Source organism: Streptomyces sp. CB02414 (genome assembly GCF_001905385.1).
Taxonomy (GTDB): Bacteria; Actinomycetota; Actinomycetes; order Streptomycetales; family Streptomycetaceae; genus Streptomyces.
In genome coordinates this window covers 267,143-284,789 of record NZ_LIPF01000006.1, presented here as the reverse complement: position 1 = coordinate 284,789, position 17,647 = coordinate 267,143, and the positions used below count along the sequence as shown (strand labels likewise).

General features: G+C 73.9%; 16 protein-coding genes. 8 read left to right on the top strand and 8 right to left on the bottom strand.

Annotation, left to right across the window (positions count from 1 at the left end; genetic code table 11):
- The first annotated feature begins 332 nt into the window (after positions 1 to 332).
- From AMK11_RS21135 to AMK11_RS21120, 3 genes are all read left to right on the top strand, one after another.
- Positions 333 to 713, top strand: coding sequence for an STAS domain-containing protein (locus AMK11_RS21135; RefSeq protein WP_073729810.1), 381 nt, complete (start codon positions 333 to 335; stop codon positions 711 to 713).
- Between the two features lie 115 nt (positions 714 to 828).
- Positions 829 to 1,341: an EF-hand domain-containing protein gene (locus AMK11_RS21130; RefSeq protein WP_073729515.1), complete on the top strand. Its 513-nt coding sequence runs from the start codon at positions 829 to 831 to the stop codon at positions 1,339 to 1,341.
- A gap of 467 nt (positions 1,342 to 1,808) precedes the next feature.
- Entirely contained in the window at positions 1,809 to 2,285 is a 477-nt protein-coding gene (locus tag AMK11_RS21120; protein ID WP_073729511.1) for an ATP-binding protein, read from the top strand.
- A 364-nt stretch (positions 2,286 to 2,649) separates the two neighbouring features.
- Here AMK11_RS21120 and AMK11_RS21115 read toward each other — a convergent pair whose 3' ends face one another.
- On the bottom strand, positions 2,650 to 3,675 hold the full coding sequence (locus tag AMK11_RS21115; protein ID WP_073729509.1) for a GlxA family transcriptional regulator: 1,026 nt from the start codon (positions 3,673 to 3,675) through the stop codon (positions 2,650 to 2,652).
- A 71-nt stretch (positions 3,676 to 3,746) separates the two neighbouring features.
- On the opposite strand from AMK11_RS21115, the gene AMK11_RS21110 reads away from it, so the two are divergent.
- A complete protein-coding gene (locus AMK11_RS21110; RefSeq protein ID WP_073729507.1) occupies positions 3,747 to 5,066 on the top strand; it encodes an MFS transporter in 1,320 nt (439 codons plus the stop codon).
- Here the strand turns inward: AMK11_RS21110 and AMK11_RS21105 are convergent.
- On the bottom strand, positions 5,063 to 6,271 hold the full coding sequence (locus AMK11_RS21105) for a flavin-containing monooxygenase (protein WP_073729505.1): 1,209 nt from the start codon (positions 6,269 to 6,271) through the stop codon (positions 5,063 to 5,065). The two genes, AMK11_RS21110 and AMK11_RS21105, sit on opposite strands and share 4 nt — an antisense overlap.
- Before the next feature lie 99 nt (positions 6,272 to 6,370).
- On the opposite strand from AMK11_RS21105, the gene AMK11_RS21100 reads away from it, so the two are divergent.
- On the top strand, positions 6,371 to 6,985 hold the full coding sequence (locus tag AMK11_RS21100; protein ID WP_079187582.1) for a GNAT family N-acetyltransferase: 615 nt from the start codon (positions 6,371 to 6,373) through the stop codon (positions 6,983 to 6,985).
- Between the two features lie 543 nt (positions 6,986 to 7,528).
- Here AMK11_RS21100 and AMK11_RS21095 read toward each other — a convergent pair.
- The 3 genes from AMK11_RS21095 to AMK11_RS21085 form a co-directional block, all read right to left on the bottom strand.
- Complete coding sequence (locus AMK11_RS21095) at positions 7,529 to 8,215, bottom strand: pyridoxine/pyridoxamine 5'-phosphate oxidase (RefSeq protein WP_073729501.1); 687 nt, start codon at positions 8,213 to 8,215, stop codon at positions 7,529 to 7,531.
- Positions 8,216 to 8,235: 20 nt separating this feature from the next.
- Entirely contained in the window at positions 8,236 to 8,661 is a 426-nt protein-coding gene (locus tag AMK11_RS21090) for a pyridoxamine 5'-phosphate oxidase family protein (protein ID WP_073729499.1), read from the bottom strand.
- Between the two features lie 103 nt (positions 8,662 to 8,764).
- Entirely contained in the window at positions 8,765 to 9,421 is a 657-nt protein-coding gene (locus AMK11_RS21085; RefSeq protein WP_073729497.1) for a LysE family translocator, read from the bottom strand.
- Between the two features lie 82 nt (positions 9,422 to 9,503).
- On the opposite strand from AMK11_RS21085, the gene AMK11_RS21080 reads away from it, so the two are divergent.
- Complete coding sequence (locus AMK11_RS21080) at positions 9,504 to 9,956, top strand: Lrp/AsnC family transcriptional regulator (protein ID WP_073729495.1); 453 nt, start codon at positions 9,504 to 9,506, stop codon at positions 9,954 to 9,956.
- 54 nt (positions 9,957 to 10,010) lie between these two features.
- Here AMK11_RS21080 and AMK11_RS21075 read toward each other — a convergent pair whose 3' ends face one another.
- Positions 10,011 to 10,646, bottom strand: coding sequence for a TetR family transcriptional regulator (locus AMK11_RS21075; RefSeq protein ID WP_073729493.1), 636 nt, complete (start codon positions 10,644 to 10,646; stop codon positions 10,011 to 10,013).
- Between the two features lie 134 nt (positions 10,647 to 10,780).
- Here AMK11_RS21075 and AMK11_RS21070 point away from each other — a divergent pair, with 134 nt between their 5' ends.
- Together AMK11_RS21070 and AMK11_RS21065 are read left to right on the top strand one after the other, a co-directional pair.
- Positions 10,781 to 11,527: a VOC family protein gene (locus AMK11_RS21070; protein WP_073729491.1), complete on the top strand. Its 747-nt coding sequence runs from the start codon at positions 10,781 to 10,783 to the stop codon at positions 11,525 to 11,527.
- 202 nt (positions 11,528 to 11,729) lie between these two features.
- Positions 11,730 to 14,144 carry an outer membrane protein assembly factor BamB family protein gene (locus AMK11_RS21065; RefSeq protein ID WP_073729489.1) on the top strand — a complete coding sequence of 805 codons (2,415 nt, stop codon included), beginning with the start codon at positions 11,730 to 11,732 and terminating at the stop codon, positions 14,142 to 14,144.
- Positions 14,145 to 14,243: 99 nt separating this feature from the next.
- On the opposite strand, the gene AMK11_RS21060 is transcribed toward AMK11_RS21065, so the two are convergent.
- Both AMK11_RS21060 and AMK11_RS21055 read right to left on the bottom strand, forming a co-directional pair.
- Positions 14,244 to 14,432, bottom strand: coding sequence for a hypothetical protein (locus AMK11_RS21060; RefSeq protein WP_073729487.1), 189 nt, complete (start codon positions 14,430 to 14,432; stop codon positions 14,244 to 14,246).
- Between the two features lie 213 nt (positions 14,433 to 14,645).
- On the bottom strand, positions 14,646 to 17,618 hold the full coding sequence (locus tag AMK11_RS21055) for an AfsR/SARP family transcriptional regulator (RefSeq protein ID WP_073729485.1): 2,973 nt from the start codon (positions 17,616 to 17,618) through the stop codon (positions 14,646 to 14,648).
- Between the last annotated feature and the right edge of the window lie 29 nt (positions 17,619 to 17,647).

The window sequence follows — 17,647 nt, the reverse complement described above, 5'->3', positions numbered from 1 at the left end:
TGCGTACCCGTACGTCGCACTCCAGCCTGCGGCCGACGTCTCCCCGAATGTAGTCGGCACGTCCGACACCGCACGCCCCTTTGTGTCAATGCGCGCCCCCGGCGGCCCGCACGTGCTAGGCACCTCGCCTACCCTCTATCGTGCGACCGGAATCGATCGAACGGGATCGAAACCGTCTGAAACAAGCCTTTTCCGATCGTTCCCCGTTTCCGGGTCGGCGTTTGCGGGAACGGCCGGTGGGCAGGCGCGCGCCCAAGAAGCGTAAGCATGGCTTCCGTTTCGGGTGAATTTCGGGTGATTCCGGACGTCCGATGTACCGGCGACTGAAGGGCATGGTGGTGACGTTCAATGTGACCGGCGGCGAGCAGGGCGAATGGGCCGTGCTCCAGGTGTCGGGTGAACTGGACCTGGTGACGTCACCGGTGCTGCGGCAGCGGGTACACGACGAGGTGGCCGAGGGGCGGCACAGTCTCGTCCTGGACCTCTCCGAGGTCCTGTTCTGCGATTCCAGCGGGGTCGGTGTGCTCATCGCGTCCCGGCGGCTCATCCGCTCCTGCCAGGGGCGGCTGCGCCTGATACTGCCCGCCCAGGGAGCCGTCGACGGCTCCCACGTCAACCGCGTTCTCGGCGCGCTCGGGGTGCGCCGCCTCTTCGACGTCCATCCCGACCTCGCCTCGGCGACCGGCGACAGGCCCCGCCCGCTGTCCGCCTGAACCGCGCACCCGCCCGGCCCGTCGGCCCGTATGCCGCCCGCGGCCGCGGCCGGCGTCGTACTCTCCGAGCGAGACGCAGACCACCGACACCGACGTGAGGCGGCCGGAGAGAACCATGGTCAACAGCGAGTACGAGCGCAGGATCGCCGCACGCTTCGCCACCTTCGACCAGGACGGCAACGGTTACATCGACCGTGCGGACTTCAACGCGGCGGCCAAGGCGCTGCTCGCCGAGTTCGGCACCGCCGCCCGTTCCGAGCGGGGGCAGTCCCTGTACGGCGGCGCGGAGGCGCTCTGGCAGGGCATGGCGGGCATCGCCGACCGGGACGGCGACCAGCGCATCACCCGTGAGGAGTTCGTCACGGCGGCGGTCAAGCGGCTGCGGGACAACCCGGACCGGTTCGCCGAGATCGCCCGCCCCTTCCTGCACGCGGCCCTGGACGTCGCCGGCACCGACGGCGACGGAGCGGTCGGCGTCGAGGACGTCGCGCGGGTCCTCACCGTGCTCGGCGTGCCGGAGGAGACCGCGCGGTCGGTCGCCGCCGCCCTCGACACGGACGGCGACGGCAGGGTGGGGGAGGCGGAGATCGTCCCGGCCTTCGCCCGCTACTTCACCGTCCCGGAGTAGCGCGCCGCGCGCCGCCGGCCGTCTCCACCTGTCTCCGCACTCCGTCCCCGCGCGGGATGTCACGGATCGTGGCACGGCGGCGTCACGGAGCGTTGATACCGGGTTGTGTCCGCCGTGTGACCCGTCACGGCCCGGAGTCGGCGCCACACTCCGGTACCTTGTGTGGGATGCGAGTGGTCCTGAGCGCCGAGTGTGGTGGAACGGCCGTCGGCCGCCGCCTGTTCGACTCCCCGGAGCGGGCGTCGCACAGTATGCCGCAGGGGTACTCCTTCGCGCTGGAATATGCCCGAAGCGCTTGTTGGCGTGACTGTACGTCAACCATGCTGTCCCGCAAGGGATTCACGTTCCGTGATCCCCGCCCGGCCGTTGTTCTGGCCATGCAGAGAATGGCTACGATCGTGGCCCTCATGAGGCGCGAGCCTTTGTGTCCGCCGGTTCGGATGGTGTGAGCGGTGCAGGTGCTTCAAGTGCAGCTGGAGGTCCGGCCCGACCCCTCGGAAGTGGGGCGGGCCCGGCGGTGGGCGCGCTCACGGCTCGCCGGGTCCGGGATACAGGCCGACGAACCACTCGCCGAGACGCTGGTGCTCCTCGTCTCCGAGCTCGTCACCAACGCCGTGGTGCACACCGGCCGTTCGGCCGTACTGCGGCTGGTGCTCCCGGGAGCGGTGACGGAGGAGGCCGGGGAGGCCACCGTCCGCCTCGAGGTGGACGACGCGAGCGACCGGGCCCCGGTGCCCCGCTGCGTGGACGGCGAGGAGACGGGCGGCCGGGGTCTCGCCCTGGTCGACGGCCTCGCCGACCGCTGGGGTTGGAGCCGCGAGGGTACGGGCAAGCGCATCTGGTGCGAACTGGACCGCTGCGCCGGGCCGGAGGACACCGCGCCTACCTGCGACGGCGGTGACGGCGCGGTCGCGTACGAGGGGTACGCGTACGAGGTGGTGTAGCGGCCGGCGCGGGACGCGGAGGCGCCCGGTGCGCGGAGCCCGTCATTCGCGGGGCCGGTGCGGCAGTGCGCCGGTGTGTGCTTCCGTGCGCGTCCCGTACAAACCGGGTGTAAGTGATGAACAGTCCGCTGCCGGTTGACGGATCGTGACCGTTTCCTCACGCTTGTAGGCGACGATTCGCCGCGAGGGGACGACGAGGGCTCGGTGACGGAGCCCTCGACGAGTGTGGGTCGTGTTTCGGCGGCGGTTCCCTCGGGGGCGACGGGAGCCGGGCGGGAGCGCCGGAGTCGGGTGGCGGCGCGCGATGCCATGCTCGGGGCGGTCGGCGCCGCGCCGCCGGCCGACGAGTTCCGTCCGCCGCCCCTCACTCTCCACAGGCTGTGGACAAGTCGGGCCGGAAGGTCCGCCGGTACGCGGTCGGGGTGACCCCGAGCGCCGCCTGCAGATGCTGCCGCATCGACTGGGCCGTACCGAAGCCCGCGTCGTGGGCCACCTGGTCGACGGAGAGGGCGGTGGACTCCAGCAGGTGCCGGGCCCGTTCGACGCGCTGTCCGGTGAGCCACTGACCCGGACTGACGCCGACCTCCTCGCGGAAGCGGCGGGTGAAGGTGCGCACCGACATCGACTCCTGCGCGGCCATGTCCCGCAGCTGGATCGGCTCCTGGAGGCGGGCGAGTGCCCAGGCGCGGGCGCCTGTCGTGGAGGACTGCTGCGGATCGGGCACCGGCCGCTCGATGTACTGCGCCTGCCCGCCGTCGCGGTGCGGCGGTACGACCGTGCGGCGGGCCACCTCGTTGGCGACCGCCGTGCCGTGGTCCCGGCGCACGATGTGCACGCACAGGTCGATGCCGGCCGCGACGCCGGCCGAGGTGAGGACGTCGCCGTCGTCGACGAACAGCACGTCGGCGTCCACCCGCACCTTGGGGAAGAGCCGCTGGAAGTGCTCGGCGGAGGCCCAGTGCGTGGTCGCCGGGCGCCCGTCGAGGAAGCCGGCGGCGGCCAGGACGTACCCGCCCGTGCAGATCGCCACGAGCCGGGTGCCGGGCCGGACATGGGCGAGCGCTGCGGCCAGCTCCTGAGTCAGCACGCCCTCGTCGTGGACCGGGCCGAGCTCGTAGGAGGCCGGGACGACGACCGTGTCGGCGGTGGCCAGGGCCTCGGGGCCGTTCTCCACCATGATCGCGAAGTCCGCGTCTGTCTCGACGGGCCCGGGCGGGCGGACGGAGCAGGTGACGACCTCGTACAGGCGGCGCCGCCGCTCGTCGCGCGCGAGTCTGAAGATCCGCTGCGGGATGCCCAGTTCGAAGGGGAGCAGGCCGTCGAGGGCGAGCACGACGACGCGGTGCGGCCTGGGGGCGGGGAGGGCTGGGGACGTACGGTCGGACGCCATGGCCCGATCCTAGCGAATGCTGTCCTTCGGGCCACTCGATCGGCCGGGACCCGTCCCCGAAGCTCAATGACGTGACCCAGACAACCGACGACGCCGCAGCAGCCGTACACCAGCCGGAGCCCGACCGCCCGCGCCGCCGCCCCCGTGTGCACCGCGCCTGGTGGGTCGCCGCCGTCACCTTCGTGACGATCATCGGCGCGGCCGCCTTCCGCTCCCTGCCGGGCATCCTCATCGACCCGCTCCACCAGGACTTCGGCTGGTCGCGCGGCACGATCGGCGCCGCCGTCTCCGTCAACCTCGCGCTCTACGGGCTGACCGCGCCCTTCGCCGCCGCGCTCATGGACCGCTTCGGCATCCGCCGCGTGGTCGCCGCCGCCCTGACCGTGATCGCCCTCGGCTCGGGCGCGACGGTCTGGATGGAGTCGGCGTGGCAGCTGATCCTCTGCTGGGGCCTGCTGGTGGGCCTCGGCTCCGGCTCCATGGCGCTGGCCTTCGCCGCCACCGTCACCAACCGCTGGTTCACCGAACGCCGGGGCCTGGTCACCGGCGTCCTCACCGCCGCCTCCGCCTCCGGGCAACTGATCTTCCTGCCGCTGCTGTCCTGGATCGTCGAGACGTACGACTGGCGCCCCGCCGCCGTCACGGTCGCCCTGGCCGCCCTCGCCGTCGTCCCCTTCGTCTGGCTCCTCCTGCACGACCACCCCGCCGACGTGGGCATCGAGCCGTACGGCTCCAAGGAGTTCGTTCCCAAGCCCGCCCCCGTGCCGGGCGCCGCCCGCCGCGCCCTCACGGTCCTCTTCTCCGCCGCCCGCACCGGCCCGTTCTGGCTGCTCGCCGGCACCTTCGCGATCTGCGGCGCCTCCACCAACGGCCTGATCCAGACCCACTTCATCCCCGCCGCCCACGACCACCACATGCCGCTGACGACCGCCTCCGCGCTGCTCGCCGTCATCGGGATCTTCGACGTGATCGGCACCGTCGCCTCCGGCTGGTTCACCGACCGCTTCGAACCGCGCCGCCTGCTCGCCGTCTACTACGCCCTGCGCGGCATCTCCCTCCTCTTCCTCCCCCTCCTCCTCGCGCCCAGCGTCCACCCCCCGATGGTCTTCTTCATCGTCTTCTACGGCCTCGACTGGGTCGCCACCGTCCCGCCCACCCTCGCCCTGTGCCGCGAGCAGTACGGCGAGGACAGCGCCATCGTCTTCGGCTGGGTCCTCGCCTCCCACCAGGTCGGCGCCGCCCTCGTCGCCTTCCTCGGCGGCGTCGCCCGCGACGAGTTCGGCTCCTACGACGTCGTCTGGGTCGCCTCCGGCGCCCTGTGCGCGGCGGCGGCCCTGATGGCCCTGGTGATCCGGCGCCGTCCGGCCGCGGCGCCCGGCGGCACCGCCTAGGGTCTGCCCGGCAGCCGTGACACCCGCCCCGCCTCCCTCTTCGCCACCGCCCCGGCGATGCGGCCGGCGTCGAGGCCCAGCTCGCGGAGCATGCCGCTGATCGGGTTGGTGAAGCCGGTGAAGTACAGGCCGGGGGCGTCCGGCCGGCTGCGGGCGCCCCGTACGGTCGGTCTGCCGTGCGCGTCGAGCACGCCAAGGTGGCCGACCAGGCCCTCCAGTCCCCGGCGGTAGCCGGTGGCGGCGATCACCGCGTCCGGGGCGGTGCGGGTGCCGTCGGCGAGGGCCACCTTGCCGTCCTCGAAGCCCTCCACGGCGGCCACGACCTCCACCCGCCCCTTGCGCACCGCGTCGATCAGACCGACGTCCTGCACCGGTATCGCGCCCTCGGCGGCCCGGGTGAGCAGGCCGGTCTCCGGGCGGGGCAGCCCGTGCGCCGACAGGTCGGGCGTGCTGATCCGGGCCAGCGGCCGGGCGAGCCGGTCCACGAGACGGGCGGGCAGGCGGCGGGCCAGGACGCCGTTGTACTGGGCGGGCCAGCCCGCGGTGGAGCGGCGGACGATGTGCGGCGCGGTGCGCACGGACAGCCGGACCCGGCCGGCCCCGCCCTCCACCAGGTCCACGGCGATCTCGGCGCCCGTGTTGCCGACGCCGACGACCAGGACGTCGCGGCCCGCGTAGGGGGCGGCGTTCCGGTACTCGGCGGCGTGCCGGAACTCGCCGGTGTACGTCTGACGCCCGGGCCAGTCCGGCACGCGCGGGGTGTGGTTGTAGCCGGTGGCGACCACCACCGCGGCGCCGGTCAGCTCGCGGCCCCCGGAGGCGTGCAGCGTCCAGCCGGCGCCGTCGGGCGCGCGCTCGACACGGAAGACCTCGACGCCGGTGACGATCTCCAGCTGGTGGACCTCGGCGTACTTCTCCAGATACCGCACCACGTCGTCCCGGGCGACCCACCGCCCGAAGCGGCGCGGCATCGGCAGGCCGGGCAGCGCCGACAGGCGGCGGGTGGTGTGCAGGCGCAGCCGGTCGTAGTGGTGCCGCCAGGAGGCTCCGACGTGGTCGGCGCGCTCCAGGACGACGGCCCGTATGCCGCGGGCGCGCAGCGCGTGGGCGACGGCGAGGCCGCCGGGCCCTGCGCCGATGACGTACACGGGGCGCTCCGCGGGGTGGGCGGGCTGCGGCTGAGCGGACGCTGTGGAGTCGGCCATGCCGCGAGCGTAATCAAGGCTCGGCTTGATGGGTCTCGGTCAAGACCGGAATCGGTTGCGGAACGGTCACGACCGCGACGGGTCGGCTTCAATGGCCCGATGGCCTCCACACGTATGCCCACCCTGCTCCCCTCTCTGACCCAACCCCGCGGACACGGGCTGCACCTGGGTCCCTGGGACGCCGGGTCCGACGCCGACGCGGAGAGCTGGCTGCGCGGCTGCCTGGACCCCGAGTTCCAGCGCTGGAACACCCCGCTCAAGCTGTGGACCGACCTCGCCGGCGCCCGCGAGTCGCTGCGCGCACGGGCCCAGGAGGCCGGGGAGGGCAGGGCCGCGTCGTTCCGGATCACGGACGGGGAGAGCGGTACGACGCTGGGCCACATCGGCGTCAACGAGATCAACCTGCCGCTGAGGCTGGCGCGGGTCGGCTACTGGGTGCTCCCCGAGGCCCGCGGCCGGGGCGTCGCCACCCGCGCCCTGCTCCTCGCCTCACGCTGGGCCTTCGCGGAACTCGGCCTGCACCGCCTGGAACTGGGCCACGCGCTGGGCCACGATGCCTCCTGCCGCGTCGCCGAACGATGCGGGTACGCCCCCGAGGGCACGCTGCGCGGCGCGATGTTCGAGGCCGGCCGGCACGACGCGTTCCGCGACGCCCACCTGCACGCCCGGCTGGCGACGGACAAGGAGCCGGCCCCGCCGCGCGGGCGGTGCTGAGCGCCGAGCGCGGGTGCGCGGCCGTTCCCGCCCGCGGGTGCGCGCTGACCGCTGCGGACGCCTGCTTCGCCCGGTGGGCGGCGTTGCGCGGGGGGTGTGGGTGGGTGTGGTCGGCGGGGGGGGGGTGCCGTTGGCGTGCAGGCCGGTGTGTGCTTGCCGTGGTCGGCGGGCGTGTGCGGGGCTGTGCCGGCCCCGCCGGGGGCGCGCTGACCGCTGCGGACGCCTGCTTCGCCCGGTGGGCGGCGCGTTGCGCGGGGGGTGTGGGTGGGTGTGGTCGGCGGGGGGGTGCCGTTGGCGTGCAGGCCGGTGTGTGCTTGCCGTGGTCGGCGGGCGTGTGCGGGGCTGTGCCGGCCCCGCCGGGGGCGCGCTGACCGCTGCGGACGCCTGCTTCGCCCGGTGGGCGGCGCGTTGCGCGGGGCAGCGCGGGTGTGTGCGGCAGGTGAGGTGCGCGGTTGCCGCCGCAGGCGGGCGTGTCCGAGGGCTGTTCCCGTCCCCGCCCGCCGCTGACGGGCGTCCCCGGCGGGCAGTGGCCGTGGCCGCCCGTCAGGGCCAGAGCAGGCCCGTGCGCCAGGTGGTGCGCCCGGTGTCCTCCGTCCGCCGGTAGGCGAGCCGTACGTGGCGGCGGTGGGGGTCGCCCTGGAAGAACTCCACCTCGTCGGGGAGGAGCCGGTACAGCGTCCAGGACGGGGCCGGGGCGTCCGGCTCGCGGCCGGCCCGTTCCCAGGCCGCCTCGGAGGCTCGGGCCAGTTCCTCCAACGACCCCAGGTCCTCGCTCTGCCGCCCGGTGAGCGCGGCGGCCAGGGCGCCGGCCGACCGCGCGTGCAGGTCGGCCCGCGCCTCCTCGGCCGGCGCGACGGTGACCGGGCCGCGCACCCGCACCTGGCGGCCCAGCACCGGCCAGTGGAAGACGAGCGCGGCGTACGGGCGGGCCGCGAGGTGCCGGCCCTTGCGGCTGCCGGCGTGCGTGGCGAAGGACCAGCCGTCCTCGTCGGCCCCGTGCAGCATGACGATCCGCACGTCCGGCAGCCCCTCCGCGTCCGCGGTCGCCAGCGACACGGTGTGCGGTTCGCGCTGCCCGGCCGCCACCGCCTCGGCGAACCACCTCGTGAACAGGTCCAGTGGGTCGCCGGGCGCGTCGGCCGGGTCGAGGGGCGGCAGTTCGGTGACCGCGGGGTCCCACACCCGCAGTGACCTCAGCAGCTCGTGGAGATCGGTCGGCTCGGTATCCATGCCCCGATTGTCACGTGCGCTCAGACCGAGCCGAGGTCCGAGGACACCCACCGCTCGGGACGCATCCGGACGACGACCTGGTCGCCGTGGTTGGCGGAGGCGAAGGCGACGTAGCCGTCGACCTTGTCGGCCGGGAGGTAGCGGGCGGAGACCTCCCGCAGGTCCTCGTCCGTGGCGGTGACCGTCCCGACGACCGGCCCCTCCACCGACACGTACCGGATGGTGGGCTCCAGCCGGTCGACCATCAGCGAGAACCGCCCGGCCGCCTTGATCAGTTGGTTCTTGCGGCTGTCCAGTCCGGTCATGATCCAGACGTCGCCGCCGGGCTCGTACTGGTACCAGATCGGCACGGTCAGCGGTGCGCGGCCCGCTCCGGCGTCCACCGCGAGCGCGGCGATGTGGGGCTCGGCCAGGAACTTCTCACGCTCTTCGCGAGTCAGGGCCATTCCGGTCTCCTCCAGCGGGTACGGGCGTCGGTCGCTTCCTCGGTACCACGTCAACGCCGGTCGGGACGGCGGCTGTTCCCCCGGCGCCGGGCGGCCGGCGGGATCAGGACAGCGCCAGGCGCTGCACCAGCAGGAACGCGCCGATGCCCAGCATCGCGGCGCCCGACGTACGGGTGACCGCACGCGCGGCGGCCGGCCGGGCACCCAGGACGGCACGGGCGGCGAGACCCACCGTCAGGTACACGGCGGCACAGCACGCCATGTGCAGCAGCCCCAGGACGACAGTCTGCACGGGCACCGGCAGGTGCGCACCCCGGGTGACCAGGAACTGCGGCAGCACGGACAGGTAGAGCAGCAGGCCCTTGGGATTGAGGCCGCTGATCGTCGCACCGCGCAGGAAGACCCGGGCGCGGGAACCGCCCTCCGCGGTGGCTGAACCCTCCGCGCCGGCCGGCCCCTCCTCCCGCGCGGCACCGGGAGTGCCCGGCCGCCGCAGCACCCCCCACCCCAGCCACACCAGGTACGCCGCGCCCGCCACCGTCAGCACCGTGAGCAGCCCCGGCGACCCGGCGACCAGGACCGCCAGCCCCGCCGCCGCCAGCAGCGTGTGCAGCGCGTACCCGGCGACCAGGCCGCCCACCGCCCACGTCACCGACCGTTCGCGCAGTCCCGCCGCGATGGCGTACGCCCAGTCCGCGCCCGGCACGCACACCAGCAGCAGGTCCAGGGCGAGGAAGGAGAGAAGCAGTGCCGAGTCCATACCGGGAAGATTAGGAGCAGATGCCCCGAAGGTGTTCCCGAGTTTTTCCCCGTGCGGCACCTTGAGTGGACGAATTTCCCCCATGGATGACATGGACCGGAAAATTCTTGCCGAGCTCCAGCAGGACGGGCGGCTGACCGTGACCGAACTGGCCGCGCGCGTGCGGCTGAGCGTCTCGCCGTGTCACCGGCGGCTGCGCGAGCTGGAGCGGTCCGGGGCGATCGGCGGCTACAGGGCGGTGGTGGACCCGGCCGCGGTGGGCCTGAGCTTCGAGGCGCTGGTCTTCGTGTCGATGCGGCAGGAGGACCGGGAGACGGTCGCCGAGTTCGAGCGGGCGGTCAGCGAGGTGGGGGAGGTGGTGGACGCGCAGCGGCTGTTCGGGGAGCCGGACTACCTGCTGCGGGTGGTCGCCGCCGACCTGGCGGCCTACCAGCGGCTCTACGACGAGCGGCTCGCCACCCTGCCCGGGGTGCTGCGGCTGACGTCGACGCTGGTGATGAAGCACGTGGTGCGGGACCGGCCGCTGCCGGCGTAGTGCGGGCGCGACGGAGATGACAGGCTGCCGCTTCCGGCGCCGGGCCGACCGGCTCTACTTGGCGGGCTTCTTGCCGGTGACGCCGAGGTACATCAACAGCGAGAGGGTGGGCTTGAGTTCGGCCTGCTTGACGCCCCAGGAGGAGAAGCCCTTCTGGTGCGAAGCCGCGGCGGCCAGCATGACGACCAGGGAACCGGCGATCGCCGCGGGGTTCACGTCCTTGTCGACCTTGCCCTTGGCCTGCAGTTCGGCGACGGAGTCCGTGAGGGAGGAGTGCACCGAGTTCAGGACCTTCATGCGGATCTTGGAGAACCGTTTGTCCCCCTCGGCCGCACCCAGGTCGACGACCCGGAGGATCGCGTCGTTCTTCCGCCAGAAGTCCAGGAACCCGTCGACCAGTTCCTGCGCCGTCTGCCAGCCCGCCTTGCCGGTCCACGAGCGGCCCGCCGTCAGCTCGGCCAGTCCGGAGCTCTCGGCGGCCATGTGGTCGGCGAGCTCCAGGACGGCGCCCTCGACGTCCGGAAAGTACTGGTAGAAGGTCGCGGGCGAGGTGCCGGCCTTGCGGGCGACATCGATGACTTTGACATCGCGATAGGGGGAGGAGCTGAGCATGTCGCTGAGGCAGTCGAGCAGTTTCTGCCGGGTCGCCTGCCCACGTCGACCGGCCACGCGGCCGTCGACGGTACGCACTTGTCCTGTCATGCCGTCAGCTTACCGACGGGTGATCCGAGCGCGATTCGGCCGACTGCAAATGGGGTGTGCGAGCGCCAGGAGGCTGGTGTGCCTGGTCTGCGCGGTGCGGGCGGCGCGGTTACTTTGACGGCATGGCCGAAAACGGGGCATCACAGAAGACGGCGTCCGCTCGTCCGGAACTCCCTCAGGGCGCACCCTGCTGGGCCGACGCCCAGCTGCCGGACGTCGAGGCGGGCAAGCGCTTCTACGGGGAGCTCTTCGGGTGGACCTTCGACGCACCGGAGGAGGAGACCGTACGGGCGCGGCTGGACGGCGAGCCCGTCGCCGCGCTGGTCCGCAAGACGGACGGCCGGATGCCCACCGTGTGGTCCGTGTACTTCCACACCCCGGACGCCGCCGCGCTGGCCGGGCGCATCCGGGCGGGCGGCGGCCAGATCGTCACCCCGCCCCACCCGGTGGGCGACCAGGGCACCACCGCGCTCGCCGCCGACCCGGACGGCGCCGTCTTCGCCCTCTGGCAGCCGGACCGCCACCGCGGCTTCGGGCGCCGGCACGAGCCGGGCACCTTCACCTGGGCCGAGCTGTACACCCGGGACACCGAGGCCGCCAACGCCTTCTACGGCGACCTGTTCCACGACGCCCTCTTCGGGCCGGACGCCGCTCCCGACTTCGGCCGCGCCCCCGTCTCCTCCGTCTTCCCGGCCGAGATGCCGCCGCACTTCCTCGTGCACTTCCTGACCGGTGACGTCGAGGCCGCGCTCGGCAGGGTGGCCCGGCTCGGCGGGCGGGTGCGGGTGCCTCCGTTCGAGACGTCGTACGGAGGGGTGGCCGTGGTCTCCGACGACCAGGGAGCGTCGTTCGCGCTGCTGCAGCGCTGAGCGGAGGTCGGGGGCGCGGGCCACCAGGGAGTCTTTGTCCGGGATCGGGATGACACACCCCGATTGTCCGCAGGTTCGCCACCAGCGCTCCGGACAGGAAGAATCGGGGTGCGTGCCGCCACTGGGGTGCCGTGGTGAGACGCTGCACTTCGGTCGCGTACATATGTGGGTGGCGCGGCTCGTACGGGGAGGTGGCAGGCAAGTGGTGGATCAGCTGACGCAGCACGATCCGCGGCGGATCGGGCCGTTCGAGGTGCTGGGGCGGCTCGGCGCCGGCGGCATGGGGCTGGTCTATCTCGCGCGCTCGGCGTCCGGGCGGCGCGTGGCGATCAAGACGGTCCGCACGGAGCTGGCGGAGGACCAGCTGTTCCGCGTCCGCTTCACGCGGGAGGTGGAGGCGGCCCGCGCGGTCTCCGGTTTCTACACCGCCGCAGTGGTCGACGCCGATCCGCGCGCCGCGGTGCCGTGGCTGGCCACGGCCTACGTGCCCGCTCCCTCCCTCGAGGAGATAGTGAACGAGTGCGGGCCGCTCCCGGCGCAGGCGGTGCGCTGGCTGGCGGCGGGCGTCGCGGAGGCGCTCCATTCGATCCACGGCGCGGGCCTGGTCCACCGCGACCTGAAGCCGTCCAACGTCCTCGTCGTCGAGGACGGCCCCCGGGTGATCGACTTCGGCATCGCGTCCGGCGTCTCGAACACCAGGCTGACGATGACGAACGTCGCCGTCGGCACGCCCGCCTACATGTCCCCGGAGCAGGCCAAGGACTCCCGCAGCGTCACCGGCGCCAGCGATGTCTTCTCGCTCGGCTCGATGCTGGTCTTCGCCGCCACCGGGCACCCGCCCTTCCACGGCGCCAACCCGGTCGAGACGGTCTTCATGCTGCTGCGCGAGGGCCCCGACCTCGAAGGCCTCCCCGACGAGCTGCGCCCGCTCATCGAGTCCTGCATGCAGATGGAGGCCACGGCCCGCCCCAACCCGGCCGACCTCCAGGCCCAGCTCGCCCCGCACCTGTTCGGTTCCGGCTCGGACGACAGCGGTACGGCGTCGGCGTGGCTGCCGGAGCGGGCGGTGGGCCTGATCGAGAGCCGCCGGGGCGGCCGCCCCGCGCCCAGGCTCGCCACGACCGCCGGCGGCCGGGGCGGTGCCGGAGGCGGAGCGCACGGCGGCCCCGCGGGCCCCGCCCCCGCCGTACCCGCGCCCCCGCTCCCGCCCCCGCCCTCCCACGACCCCGTCGTACCGGCACCGCCCGGACACGCGCCGCCGGTGCCCGCGCCCGTCGGCTCGCCGGACTCCGGCCCGGTCCGGCTGGCCGGGGTCTCCGTGCCCATCGGCCCCGGTCCGCGCGTCGCCGACATGCGCGCCGCCGCCGTCGCCGCGCCCCCGCCGGAGTCCGCCCTCGCCGCGTCCTGGTCCCGCCCGCGCCCCGGCGTCAACGGCGCCGACCCCGCCGCACCGCCCGCCCCCGCCGCGCCCCCGGAGGCGTCGCCGGCGGGCTGGCGGCCCTGGCGCTTCCGCATGTCCAACGACGTGTGGGGAACCCCGGCCGTCGCCGAGGAACTGGTCTACGTCACCTCCTTCGAGGTGCACGCCCTGGACGTCGCCACCGGCCGCCGCCGCTTCAAGACCCGGGACGTCGCCTGGTCGATGGCGGTCGCCGACGGACGTGTCCACGCCTCCGACGGGCCGACCCTCTTCGCCCTCGACGCCCGCGAGGGCGCCGACCTGTGGCGCGTGCAGACCGACGCCTGGGTGTACTCGCTCCAGGCCGAGCGGGGCACCCTCGTCACCGCCACCCGGGGCGGCGGCGTGCAGGGCTGGGAGGCCTCGGGCGGCCAGAAACTGTGGGAGATCACCGGCTGCCAGACCGACTTCGAGTCCCCGGAGGCGGGCGCCGCGCTCCACGAGGGGACGGTGTACGTCTGGCAGGACGCCCGGCTGCGCGCCCTGGACGCCCGCACCGGCGACGAGCGCTGGTCGTACCCGATCGGCGACGCCGCCTCCTGCGGCGGGGTCCCGGTCCGGGTCGCCCCCGCCCCCGACGGCTACGTCTACGTCTCGGCCGGCACCCGGGTCCTCGCCCTGGAGGTCGCCTCCGGGCACGTCCGCTGGCACTTCGAGGCCCCGGCGGTCTTCCTCGCCCCGCCGGCCTTCGTACCGGGCCCGGCGGTGACCGGCGGCGGCGTCTACCTCGCCGACTACCTCGGCACCGTCTACGCCCTCGACGCCACCGACGGCCGCGACCGCTGGCGCATCGCCACCGAGGCCCGCTCCTCCACCGACCCGGTCCTGGTCGCCGCCGGCCACGTCCATGTCGGCAGCGGCAAGGGCCTCTACACCCTGGACGCGGTCACCGGCACGCCCAAGTGGCGCTTCCAGGCGGGCGGCGACATCGTGGGCGCCCCCGCGGTCGCCGAGGGCCGCATCCACTTCGGCTCCACGGACCACCTCCTCTACACCCTCAAGTCCGACGACGGCCGCCTCCGCTGGAAGCTCGCCACCGGCGGCGAGATCACCGGCTCGCCGGTGGTGCGGGACGGCATCGTGTACGCGTGCAGCAAGGACCGCTGCGTGTATGCGCTGGACGCGGAGAAGGGCACGGGGACGGCCCGTACGACATGAGTCCGGGCGCCGGCGACGATGCCGCCGGCGCCCGGACACATGTCGGCCGCGGCGGCTCCCCTCCGCGCCGCCGCGGCCGATCCCCGTGTGGAGAAAGGTCTACTTGCCGTCGCCGTCCAGGTCCAGGGCGGGCGGGGCCGGCATGGCGTTGTCCATCGTGGTGATGGTGTCGGCGGGGCCGCTGGGCATGGCGTTGTCGAGCGTGGTGACGGTCTCGTCGTTCGCCGGCGGCGTGGGCATGGCGTTGTCCTGCGGAGTGGCCGCCGCTTCCTTCTGCTTGTCGCTCATGTCTTCGGTCCTTTGCTGCTGAGTCAGCGAGTTGGCGACGCCCGTCCGGTAGCTCCCCCGTGGGCCGCCGGACGGGCGTTCGGAGCCGCACGATACTTCTCGGGCTCCCGGCCACCCCGTCTGCCCCCCGACGCGACGGTGTGACAGCAACGACAGTGCCCGAGGGGCATAAACAAACGCTGAACGCCCACCCGCCCCCGGGTACGGCGTCGTTCAGGCCGCTGACCGAGGGGAGAGGAGCGCCCGCACGTCGTCCGCCTGCGGAGCACCGATCTGCTGGAAGATGTTGAGCGCCTCCTGCCAGCAGGCCTTCGCCCGGTCCGCCTGACCGAGCGCGGAGAGAGCGCGGCCCAGCAGGGTCAGGACGTTCCCGCGCATGCGGTCACCTCCGATGCACCCCAGGGCCAGAGCCTGTTCGGAGTGCCGGGCCGCCTGCGCGGGGCGGCGGGCGGCCAGGTGCACCTCGGCGATGCGGAAGTTGGTCGTCCCCTGCCAGAGGCGCTGTCGGTGGGCTTCGAAGATGAGCAGGGCGTCGGAGAACTGCTGGAGGGCTTCGCCGTGGCGGTCGGCCTGGGTCAGCGCGATGCCCAGGGTGAAGTGCCCGTTGGCGAGCCGCATGGTCCGGCCGATGTCGAGCTGCGCAGTCAGCCCGCGGTGTGCGATGGCCACGGCCTTGGCGGTGTTTCCCATGCCCAGGTGGGCCCGGGAGAGATTGCAGAGACTCAGTGCCTCGCCGGCCCGGTTCCCGGCGGCCCGGTACCCGTCGATGGCCTGCTCCAGGAAGGCCCGGCCGTCCGCATACCGCCCCTGGTGCAGTGAGATGAGCCCGCGGTCGTTGGCGACCCAGCTGACCGCCGTCGTGTCCAGCGCCGACTCCGCCAGTTTCATGGCCAGAGCCGCCTGCTGGGCGGCCTGCTGGATGCGGCCGGACACCAGCAGGACGTTGGTGAGGGTGGTCAGCGCCCTGCCCTGAGCGCGAGTGTCCCCGGCGGCCGCGGTGGCCTCGCACATCGCACTCGCCGTCGTCTCGTACTGGTGGGAGTTCGCCCCTGACTCCGTCAGGTCCTTCGCCGCCCACAGCAGGTCCACCGCGCGGCGCAACCTGTCGGTTCCCGCGGCCTGCCGCACACCCGCCAGCAGCGGCGCCGCCTCGGTGTACAGCCAGTCCAGCGCGGCCGATCCCTCGGTGAACGACAGCCCCGGGTACTCCGTCGGCTCCAGGCCGTCCACCAGCCGGTCCCCGGGCCGCTCGATCGCGTACACCCCCGCCGCCGTGGCCAGGTAGAAGTCCAGCAGCCGCGACAGCGCCGCCTCCCGCTCGCTCGGCGGGTGCTCGTCCCGTTCCGCGCACGCACGCGCGTAGAGGCGGACGAGGTCGTGCAGGCGGTAGCGGCCGGGGGCCGCCGACTCCAGCAGGGAGGTGTCGACCAGGGACTCCAGCAGGTCCTCCGTGTCCTCGACCGGGAGGTCCAGCACCGCGGCGGCGGCCGCCAGGGAGATGTCCGGGCCGTCCGCCAGCCCCAGCAGCCGGAAGGCACGGGCCTGGGCCGGTTCCAGCTGGCCGTAGCCCAGTTCGAAGGTGGCCTTGACCGCCAGGTCGCCGGCCCGCAGCTCGTCCAGGCGGCGCCGCTCGTCCGCCAGTTTCGCGGCGAGGACCGAGACGGTCCAGGTGCGGCGGGCCGCCAGCCGGGACGCGGCGATGCGGATGGCGAGGGGCAGGAAACCGCACGCCCCGACCACGTCCAGCGCCGCCTCCCGCTCCGAGGCCACCCGCTCCTCGCCCACGATCCTGGTGAAGAGCGTCAGCGCCTCCTCCGGGGACATCACGTCCAGGTCGACCAGGTGCGCCCCGGCGAGGTCCACCATCCGCACCCGGGACGTGACGAGCGCCGCGCACCCGTCCGTGCCGGGCAGCAGGGGCCGCACCTGCGCGGCGTCGCGGGCGTTGTCGAGGAGGACGAGGACGCGGCGGCCGTCCAGGACGGACCGGTAGAGGGCGGCGCGTTCCTCCAGGGAGTCGGGGACGGCCGAGTCGGGCGTGCCGAGGGCGCGGAGGAAGGAGCCCAGCACCGTCTCCGGTTCCGCCGCCCGCGCGCCGGCGCCCTGGAGGTCGACGTAGAGCTGCCCGTCGGGGAAGGCGGCCCGCGACTGGTGGGCGACGTGCACCGCGAGGGTCGTCTTGCCGACGCCGCCGATGCCGGCCAGTGCGGAGACCGCCATGACACGGCCCGACGGTCCGTCCCCGGACGCCGAGGCCAGTACGTCGCTCAGCTCGCGGACGAAGGCCGTACGGCCGGTGAAGTCGGGCACCGTGGCGGGGAGCTGGGCCGGGCGGACCGGGGGCGACACCGCTTCCTCGGCCGGCGCCGACGGTTCGGCGAGACCCGGGTCCGCCTGGAGGATGCGCTGCTGGAGTTCCTGGAGGCCGGGGCGCGGGTCGACGCCGAGTTCGTCGGCCAGCAGGCGCCGCGTGTCCGCGTAGACGGCCAGCGCCTCCGCCTGGCGTCCGCTGCGGTACAGGGCCAGCATCAGCAGCTCGCGCAGGCGTTCGCGCAGCGGGTGGGCCGCGGTGAGCGCCGTCAGTTCCGAGACGGCCTCGGCGTGGCAGCCCTGTTCCAGGTCCATGTCGAGGCACGTCTCCAGGAGTTGGAGCCGCCATTCCTCCAGGCGTACGCGCTGCCCCTCCGCGTACGGGCCAGGTACGCCCGCCAGTACCTCGCCGTCCCACAGCGCCAGCGCGCGGCGCAGAACGTCACGGGCGTGGCACAGGTCTGAGGCGCCCCGGGCCTTCTCCGCCTCGGCGGCCAGGTCCTGGGCCGTCCCCAAATCCAGGGCGCCCTCGCCCGGCAGGCGCACCGCGTACCCGCCCGACTCGCTCACCAGCACGCCGGGGTCCAGGACCTTGCGCAGCCGCGACGCGTACGTCCGTACCGCCGCCAGCGCCTGCGACGGCGGTTCCTCGCCCCACAGGGCGTCGATCAGCTCGGCCGCGGTGGCCGTCCGCCCCTCACGGAGCAACAGGGCCGCCAGCAGGGCCCGTTGCTGGGGGGAGCCGGTGGCCAGCGGCTCCCCGCCGCGCCAGGCGCGTACCGGTCCGAGTACGCCGAAGCGCAGCCCGGCCGACTGTTCGGGTTCCGCCGGGCTTCCCGGATGCCGCTGCTCCGGAACCCGCGGTACACCGTCCATGCCGTCCCCCTAGACATCCTGAGCAACCA

Coding starts and splice junctions, on each gene's coding strand:
- AMK11_RS21135 (WP_073729810.1), top strand. CDS start 333: ATGGTGGTGACGTTCAATGTGACCGGCGGCGAGCAGGGCGAATGGGCC.
- AMK11_RS21130 (WP_073729515.1), top strand. CDS start 829: ATGGTCAACAGCGAGTACGAGCGCAGGATCGCCGCACGCTTCGCCACC.
- AMK11_RS21115 (WP_073729509.1), bottom strand. CDS start 3,675: ATGGCGTCCGACCGTACGTCCCCAGCCCTCCCCGCCCCCAGGCCGCAC.
- AMK11_RS21105 (WP_073729505.1), bottom strand. CDS start 6,271: ATGGCCGACTCCACAGCGTCCGCTCAGCCGCAGCCCGCCCACCCCGCG.
- AMK11_RS21100 (WP_079187582.1), top strand. CDS start 6,371: ATGGCCTCCACACGTATGCCCACCCTGCTCCCCTCTCTGACCCAACCC.
- AMK11_RS21095 (WP_073729501.1), bottom strand. CDS start 8,215: ATGGATACCGAGCCGACCGATCTCCACGAGCTGCTGAGGTCACTGCGG.
- AMK11_RS21090 (WP_073729499.1), bottom strand. CDS start 8,661: ATGGCCCTGACTCGCGAAGAGCGTGAGAAGTTCCTGGCCGAGCCCCAC.
- AMK11_RS21085 (WP_073729497.1), bottom strand. CDS start 9,421: ATGGACTCGGCACTGCTTCTCTCCTTCCTCGCCCTGGACCTGCTGCTG.
- AMK11_RS21080 (WP_073729495.1), top strand. CDS start 9,504: ATGGATGACATGGACCGGAAAATTCTTGCCGAGCTCCAGCAGGACGGG.
- AMK11_RS21070 (WP_073729491.1), top strand. CDS start 10,781: ATGGCCGAAAACGGGGCATCACAGAAGACGGCGTCCGCTCGTCCGGAA.
- AMK11_RS21060 (WP_073729487.1), bottom strand. CDS start 14,432: ATGAGCGACAAGCAGAAGGAAGCGGCGGCCACTCCGCAGGACAACGCC.
- AMK11_RS21055 (WP_073729485.1), bottom strand. CDS start 17,618: ATGGACGGTGTACCGCGGGTTCCGGAGCAGCGGCATCCGGGAAGCCCG.